At 46.8% G+C, this 5818-nt stretch carries 4 protein-coding genes and 2 pseudogenes; 1 reads left to right on the top strand and 5 read right to left on the bottom strand.

Annotated features, from left to right (window positions below):
- From Q0314_RS09815 to Q0314_RS09805, 3 genes and pseudogenes are all read right to left on the bottom strand, one after another.
- A pseudogene (locus tag Q0314_RS09815) lies at window positions 1-442 on the bottom strand (cytochrome C); the annotation flags it as partial.
- Window positions 439-1701 (bottom strand): cytochrome bc complex cytochrome b subunit, encoded by a 1263-nt coding sequence (locus tag Q0314_RS09810; RefSeq protein ID WP_004322317.1) that lies wholly within the window; start codon window positions 1699-1701, stop codon window positions 439-441. The pseudogene Q0314_RS09815 and the gene Q0314_RS09810, both read right to left, overlap by 4 nt.
- Before the next feature lie 10 nt (window positions 1702-1711).
- The gene (locus Q0314_RS09805) at window positions 1712-2215 is read right to left on the bottom strand and encodes a Rieske 2Fe-2S domain-containing protein (protein ID WP_122866463.1); all 504 of its coding nucleotides are present in this window, start codon (window positions 2213-2215) and stop codon (window positions 1712-1714) included.
- A gap of 341 nt (window positions 2216-2556) precedes the next feature.
- On the opposite strand from Q0314_RS09805, the pseudogene Q0314_RS09800 reads away from it, so the two are divergent.
- Window positions 2557-2936, top strand: a pseudogene (locus tag Q0314_RS09800) (VOC family protein).
- Window positions 2937-3025: 89 nt separating this feature from the next.
- Here the strand turns inward: Q0314_RS09800 and mnmG are convergent.
- Together mnmG and Q0314_RS09790 are read right to left on the bottom strand one after the other, a co-directional pair.
- On the bottom strand, window positions 3026-4891 hold the full coding sequence (gene mnmG, locus Q0314_RS09795; RefSeq protein ID WP_298058605.1) for a tRNA uridine-5-carboxymethylaminomethyl(34) synthesis enzyme MnmG: 1866 nt from the start codon (window positions 4889-4891) through the stop codon (window positions 3026-3028).
- Between the two features lie 212 nt (window positions 4892-5103).
- The gene (locus Q0314_RS09790) at window positions 5104-5523 is read right to left on the bottom strand and encodes a hypothetical protein (RefSeq protein ID WP_298058603.1); all 420 of its coding nucleotides are present in this window, start codon (window positions 5521-5523) and stop codon (window positions 5104-5106) included.
- Window positions 5524-5818: the final 295 nt, after the last annotated feature.

The following is a 5818-nucleotide window of genomic DNA, read 5'->3' as shown; positions in this document are numbered from 1 at the left end:
GATCAGGCGGCACTACGCCGTACGCTTCGCTAAGTTCAGCAGCGCTCATAGCTGTCGGCATACCCGCAGCCTCGACGCCGTGACAGCCTGCGCAGCCAGCACTTGCAAAGGTTTCTGCGCCTTTAGTCGCGTCGCCTTTGGCTAAATTTATAGCCTTTATATCGTTCCAAAACGCGGTGTAGTCTTCGAGAGATTTTTGTGCCTCTTCGAGATCTTTTTGTGCTCCGGCGACTTTTTTCTCGTCATTCAGAGCTTTTGTCGCATCAAGGGCTTTTTGTCTAGCTTCTACTACTGATTTGGCTTGATTTATATCCTCGGTGCCAAAGTCGTAATCGGCCGCGCCGACGTGCGGATGCATGACGTTATGCGCGTAAGGCTCGATACCCCAGTATGTTACGCCGGTTAAAATAACTACGATTATGAAAATTTTTAACTCTCTCATTTTACCGCTCCTTTTTTCTCAAGAGTCGTTATGATAGGTAAAACGACAAAAAGCAGAACGAAAAACGTAATGGTCGAGTAAAATCCTATCCATGAGTTTGAAATACCAAGCGTCACGCCGTCGGCAGGTAGCTTACCGAAGATCGTAAGCACGATCATATCGACCACTAGCAACCAGAACCATACGAAAAAGCCTTTTCTCTCGTGAGCCGGAGCCACGACATCGCTTCTATCGTAAAGCGGCATAAAAAATAGAGCTACGCCCGCGATCGCAAACGCGATAAGGCCGATGTTGTAAGCTTTAAAGCCGAAAATATCGAAGAAAAATCCGCGTAAAATCTCGTACTGCCACAAGAAGTACCACTCAGGATAGATGTGCGGAGGCGTTTTTAGCGGGTTGCCCGGCTCGAAATTTATCGGATCCATCGCGAAGTTGAAATGGAAACAGACTAAATAGAAAAAGAAAATCATAAAAAAGCCGATGTACATAAAGTCTTTTGCCAAAAATCCCGGCCAAAACGGAATAACTTTAGCATTTTTCTTATCGCCGCTTAGATATTTTTCAGCCTCGATATCAAAGTCTATCTCTTCGCCCGTTTCGTTATTTACGTGCGGAACGCGGAGCGTATAAAAGTGTATCGCGACGACTGCTATAAGCACGATCGGTAGCAAGCATACGTGAAGCATGAAAAATCTCGTCAAAGTAGGATCACTAACGGCGTAGTCGCCTCTGATCCACTCGACCACCGCATCGCCGATAACCGGGATGCCGCCGAATAAATTCGTAATAACCATCGCCGCCCAGTAGCTCATCTGACCCCAAGGTAGCATATATCCGCTAAAAGCCTCGGCTGAAAACAGGATGAAGAGCAACATGCCGCTGACCCAAATCATCTCGCGACCTTTTTTGTAAGAGCCGTAGTAGATCGCCGTAAAGGTATGTATGTAGATGATTAAAAATACGACCGAAGCCGCAACCGCATGTATGTGACGCCATAGCCAGCCGTACTCGACCTCTTTCATTATGGTAAAATTTACGCTGTCAAAGGCTAAATTTATGTCCGGTTTGTAGTACATAACTAGCATAAATCCGGTAAAAATAAGCAAAGCAAAAAGCGTCGTGAGTATAACGCCCATCGCCCAGAGGAAATTTATATTTTTCGGTATCCAGTATTCGCTGACGAGGACTTTCATTAGCTTGTTTAGGGCGATCCTTTGATCCAGCCAGTCTAAAACGCCCGTTGATTTTCTGATGTGCATTTTCCCCTCCTTACGCTTGAGCCGCTAGTTTTTCGTATTCGGGGCTGGTTTCGCCCAGAACGAGTTTCGTACCGTCTATCTTAAACGGCGGTATGTCTAGCGGGCGCGGAGGAGGGCCGAAGGTATTTACGCCGTCTGCGTTAAATTCGCCTCCGTGACAGGCGCAAACGAAAAGTTGCTTGCCCGGTTTCCACTCCGGGATGCAGCCAAGATGCGTGCAAAGCCCGATCGCCACCATATATCTAGCACCGTCTACCACGACGTCGCGCTTGTCGTTAGGCGCCATCGAAGCGTCTTTTTTTAGGATAAATATCGGCTTTTTGCGCCACTCTATTTGGCGCATCTCGCCCTCTTTCATCGGGCTAAGATCTACGGTCGTAAATCCCGCCGCCTTAACGCTAGGAAGCGGATCCCAGGTCTTTTTGACGGCTACGAGGGTCGCCGCGCCGCCGACTGCGGCCACCGCCCCGAACGCCAAACCGATAAAATCTCGTCTTTCTTGTTTTACGGACATTACCTTCCTTTCAGCAGTTTTTTAAAAAATACTCGCCATTATACTCTTATGAAAATTAAAATTTTATTTTTCCTGCAAATAGTTTAGATATTTAAATTATTTTTTAAAAAATCATTTACTATTTTGCCTTTTTGAGGCTTTTGTGGATAAAATTTGGGAGCAATCGGGCTTGGGCGATTAAATTTGACGCTTCGCGGGTCAGCTAAATTTAAATTTGGTTTTATTCTGCTTGATTTACCCGCGCCGCAAAATTTAATGCCGAGCGGCTTTAAATTTGCGCCGTAAAATTTGCCGTTTTTAGTGGGCAATGTTTTGTTAAATTTGATTTAAAAGGAGAATTTATGCGTATCGCTTCGATCGATCATATCGTTTTAACGGTTACTGATTTACAACGGACGCTTGATTTTTACGTGCGAGTACTGGGTATGCGCGAGGTTGATTTCGCAAACGGACGCAAGGCTCTGGCCTTCGGCTCGCAAAAGATAAATTTGCACGTAAAAGGCGAGGAAATTTTGCCAAACGCCCTAAACGCAAACGTCGGAACGGCCGATATCTGCTTGCTTACGGATACGCCGCTTGAGTCGGTTTTAGGGGAGCTGGAGGCTGCGGGTATCGCCGTAGAGCAGGGATGGTGCCGCGAACGGGCGCGCTTGGAGCGATAAGCTCAATCTACGTGCGCGACCCGGACGGAAATTTGATAGAGATTAGCAGATACGATTAAATTTGACGGGTTCGTAAAATTAAAACGCAAAAAAGGCGAAGCGTTAAATTTAACCCCAAATTTAACGCTCATCCTTATTAAATAGCATTTTATCGCGGCTCCTTAGCGTTCATCTTTATATAAATGTGCAAAATATCTATCGCTGCGGGCGTGATACCGCTAATCTCGCTGGCGGCAAAAAGCGTAGGAGGATTAAAGGTTTCTAGCTTTTCTACCACTTCGTTGCTTAGCCCGCTGATACCGCGGAAGCTAAAGCCCTCTGGGATACGCACTTGCAGCATATCTTTCATGCGCTCTATTTGGCTTTTTTGCTCGGCGATGTAGTGCTGGTATTTGGCTTCGACTAAAATTTGCTCCAAGCTTGCTTCGTCGAGCGCCTCAAAAAATGGATCTAGCTTGCGCAGTTTTTCGCCTGTAAAGCTCTTTCTGGCGACGATTTTTTGCAGGGTCAAATTTTGGCTGATTATCTCCTCGTCAAGACTAGCTAAAAGCTCTAAATTTCGCTTTGTCGGCGTGATCTCGGTGGTGTTTAGTAGCTCTAGCCCGCGAGTCAAATTTGACCTTATGGCTTCTATTTTCTCAAACGTCGCTTCGTCTAGCAAGCCAAGCTCGCGGCCGTATCCTCCCAGGCGCAGCACGGCGTTATCCTCGCGCAGCAGCAGCCTATACTCGGCGCGGGAGGTAAACATACGGTATGGCTCCTTCGTACCTTTGGTCACCAGATCATCGATGAGGACGCCGATGTAGGCCTCGTCGCGTCGTAGGACGAACGGCTCTTTGCCATCAAGCGCAAGCGCTGCGTTTATGCCGGCCATCAGCCCCTGCGCGCCAGCCTCCTCGTAGCCCGTCGTGCCGTTGATCTGGCCTGCGAGATAGAGTCCGCGCGCCTTTTTGGTCTCTAGCGTGTGTTTTAGCTCGGTGGGCTGGACGTAGTCGTACTCGATCGCGTAGCCGTGGCGCACGATGCGCGCGTTTTCAAAGCCTTTGACCGAGCGTAGCATCGCGACCTGCACTTCATACGGCAAGCTCGTAGAAAAGCCGTTGATATAGTACTCCGTGGCCTCTAGCGTCTGCGGCTCGACGAAAAGATGATGCCTGTCGCGGTCGCCGAATCTATTTATCTTATCCTCGATGCTCGGGCAGTAGCGCGGACCCACGCCCTCTATCTGACCCGTAAATAGCGGCGCTTTGTCAAAATTTGAGCGGATGATGTCGTGCGTGGTCTCGTTCGTGTATGCGATGTAGCAGGGCAGTTGCGTAGGCGCGAAGTCTCTCGTGCGGAAGCTAAAGGGGCTTGGATCCTCGTCGCCGCCTTGGATCTCAAGCACGCTAAAGTCGATACTTTTAGCGTCCACGCGCGGGCATGTGCCGGTCTTTAGCCGTCCGACCTCTAGGCCTAGTTCGCGCAGGCTATCGCTTAGATTTTTGGCGCTTAGTTCGCCTACGCGGCCGGCTTCTAGTTTGTTAAATCCGACGTGAATGAGTCCGTTTAAAAACGTGCCCGTCGTGATGATGAGTTTGCTGGTTTTATACTCGTTGCCTAGGTGGGTTTTCACGCCCGTGATCTCGCCGTCCGAGCTTAAAATTTGCGTCGCGATCTCTTGGCTGATTTCAAGATTTGGCGTATTTAGCAGTAAATTTCGCATATAGATGCGGTAGCGGTCCATATCGATCTGAGCGCGGCTACCTCGCACGGCCGGGCCCTTGCTCTCGTTTAGTACGCGAAACTGTATACCCACGGCATCGGTCGTTAGCCCCATTTGCCCGCCTAAGGCGTCGATCTCTTTTACGAGGTGGCCTTTTGCTAGGCCCCCTATTGCGGGGTTGCAGCTGGCGGCGCCGATTTGCTCGGCTAGGATTGTGATTAGCAGTGTTTTTTTGCCCATTCTTGCGGCGGCGAGGCTGGCTTCGATGCCCGCGTGACCGCCTCCGACGACGATAATATCATAATTCATATTCAAATTTTCCTTATCCTTAAAATTCGCGATTTTATCAAAAAACAGATAAAATATACAAAAATTTAAGGAAAGACGGCTGAGAAATTTACCTTAAATTTGACTCTCTTGAGCCGGTGTGCGTAGTTTGTCGATTTATCTTAAATTTATTTGTAGCAATCTTTGTAGAACATTTTTTGAAAGAGTGGGGGCAAATTTGCCCCGCATTAAAGTCAAATTTCCCTCGCGATTTTGTTCATTTTGGCAAAGATTTCCGCTCGTTCGCCGTCTTTTAGATTACCCATCTCTAGCTTCGTCATCATCTGCATAAAATCAAATTTCTTAAACATCTTCGTGGCTTCTTTGGCTTCGCGTTCTAGTTTGGCGTAGATTTGCGCTTCGTTTTCGTCGCGGGCTAAATTTCGTAAAAACGAGCCGGCCTCGCCGCCGTGAAATTTATCCGCGTCAAATTTATCCGTCGCACTGCCTGAACTTGCTTTTTCGTTAAATTTATCTAGCATATTTGCAAAATCCGTCAAATTTGCCGCCGCGAGCGTAGAGTAGGCTAAAAATTTATCGCCTTTTTGACCTTGAGCTACGCGGTTTGCTAAGGTCTTTAAAATCTCGTTTGAAGTGCCGTTTTTGATCTGCATTTTTATCCTTTTTATATTACTAACGGTAAGTTCTAGCAAAAAGTATTCCGTCAAATTTGAAACGACGAGATTAAATTTTGGCTTAAGCTTTCTGAGGCATTATAGGACTAAAACACTCTTTTTAGTGCATTAGATAGTCTATGCGTAATATTTTTATATTCGTATAAGTTTAAAAGGGTGCCTATTTTACAGCAAATTTAAAGATAAGCTTAAAAATAAATAATTCATAAAAATTAATCTAAAAAATACAAAATTCGTCAGACAGATGACGGAAATAAATTTTTAAAAGTAATAA

This window comes from uncultured Campylobacter sp., assembly GCF_938040115.1.
Lineage (GTDB): Bacteria > Campylobacterota > Campylobacteria > Campylobacterales > Campylobacteraceae > Campylobacter_A.
The sequence above is the reverse complement of the archived record's forward strand: the minus strand, read 5'-3'. Positions and strand labels throughout refer to the sequence as shown.

Excerpts from the sequence above, each read along its gene's own strand:
- Q0314_RS09805 (WP_122866463.1), bottom strand. The coding sequence starts at position 2,215 with ATGTCCGTAAAACAAGAAAGACGAGATTTTATCGGTTTGGCGTTCGGG.
- Q0314_RS09790 (WP_298058603.1), bottom strand. The coding sequence starts at position 5,523 with ATGCAGATCAAAAACGGCACTTCAAACGAGATTTTAAAGACCTTAGCA.
- Q0314_RS09810 (WP_004322317.1), bottom strand. The coding sequence starts at position 1,701 with ATGCACATCAGAAAATCAACGGGCGTTTTAGACTGGCTGGATCAAAGG.
- mnmG (WP_298058605.1), bottom strand. The coding sequence starts at position 4,891 with ATGAATTATGATATTATCGTCGTCGGAGGCGGTCACGCGGGCATCGAA.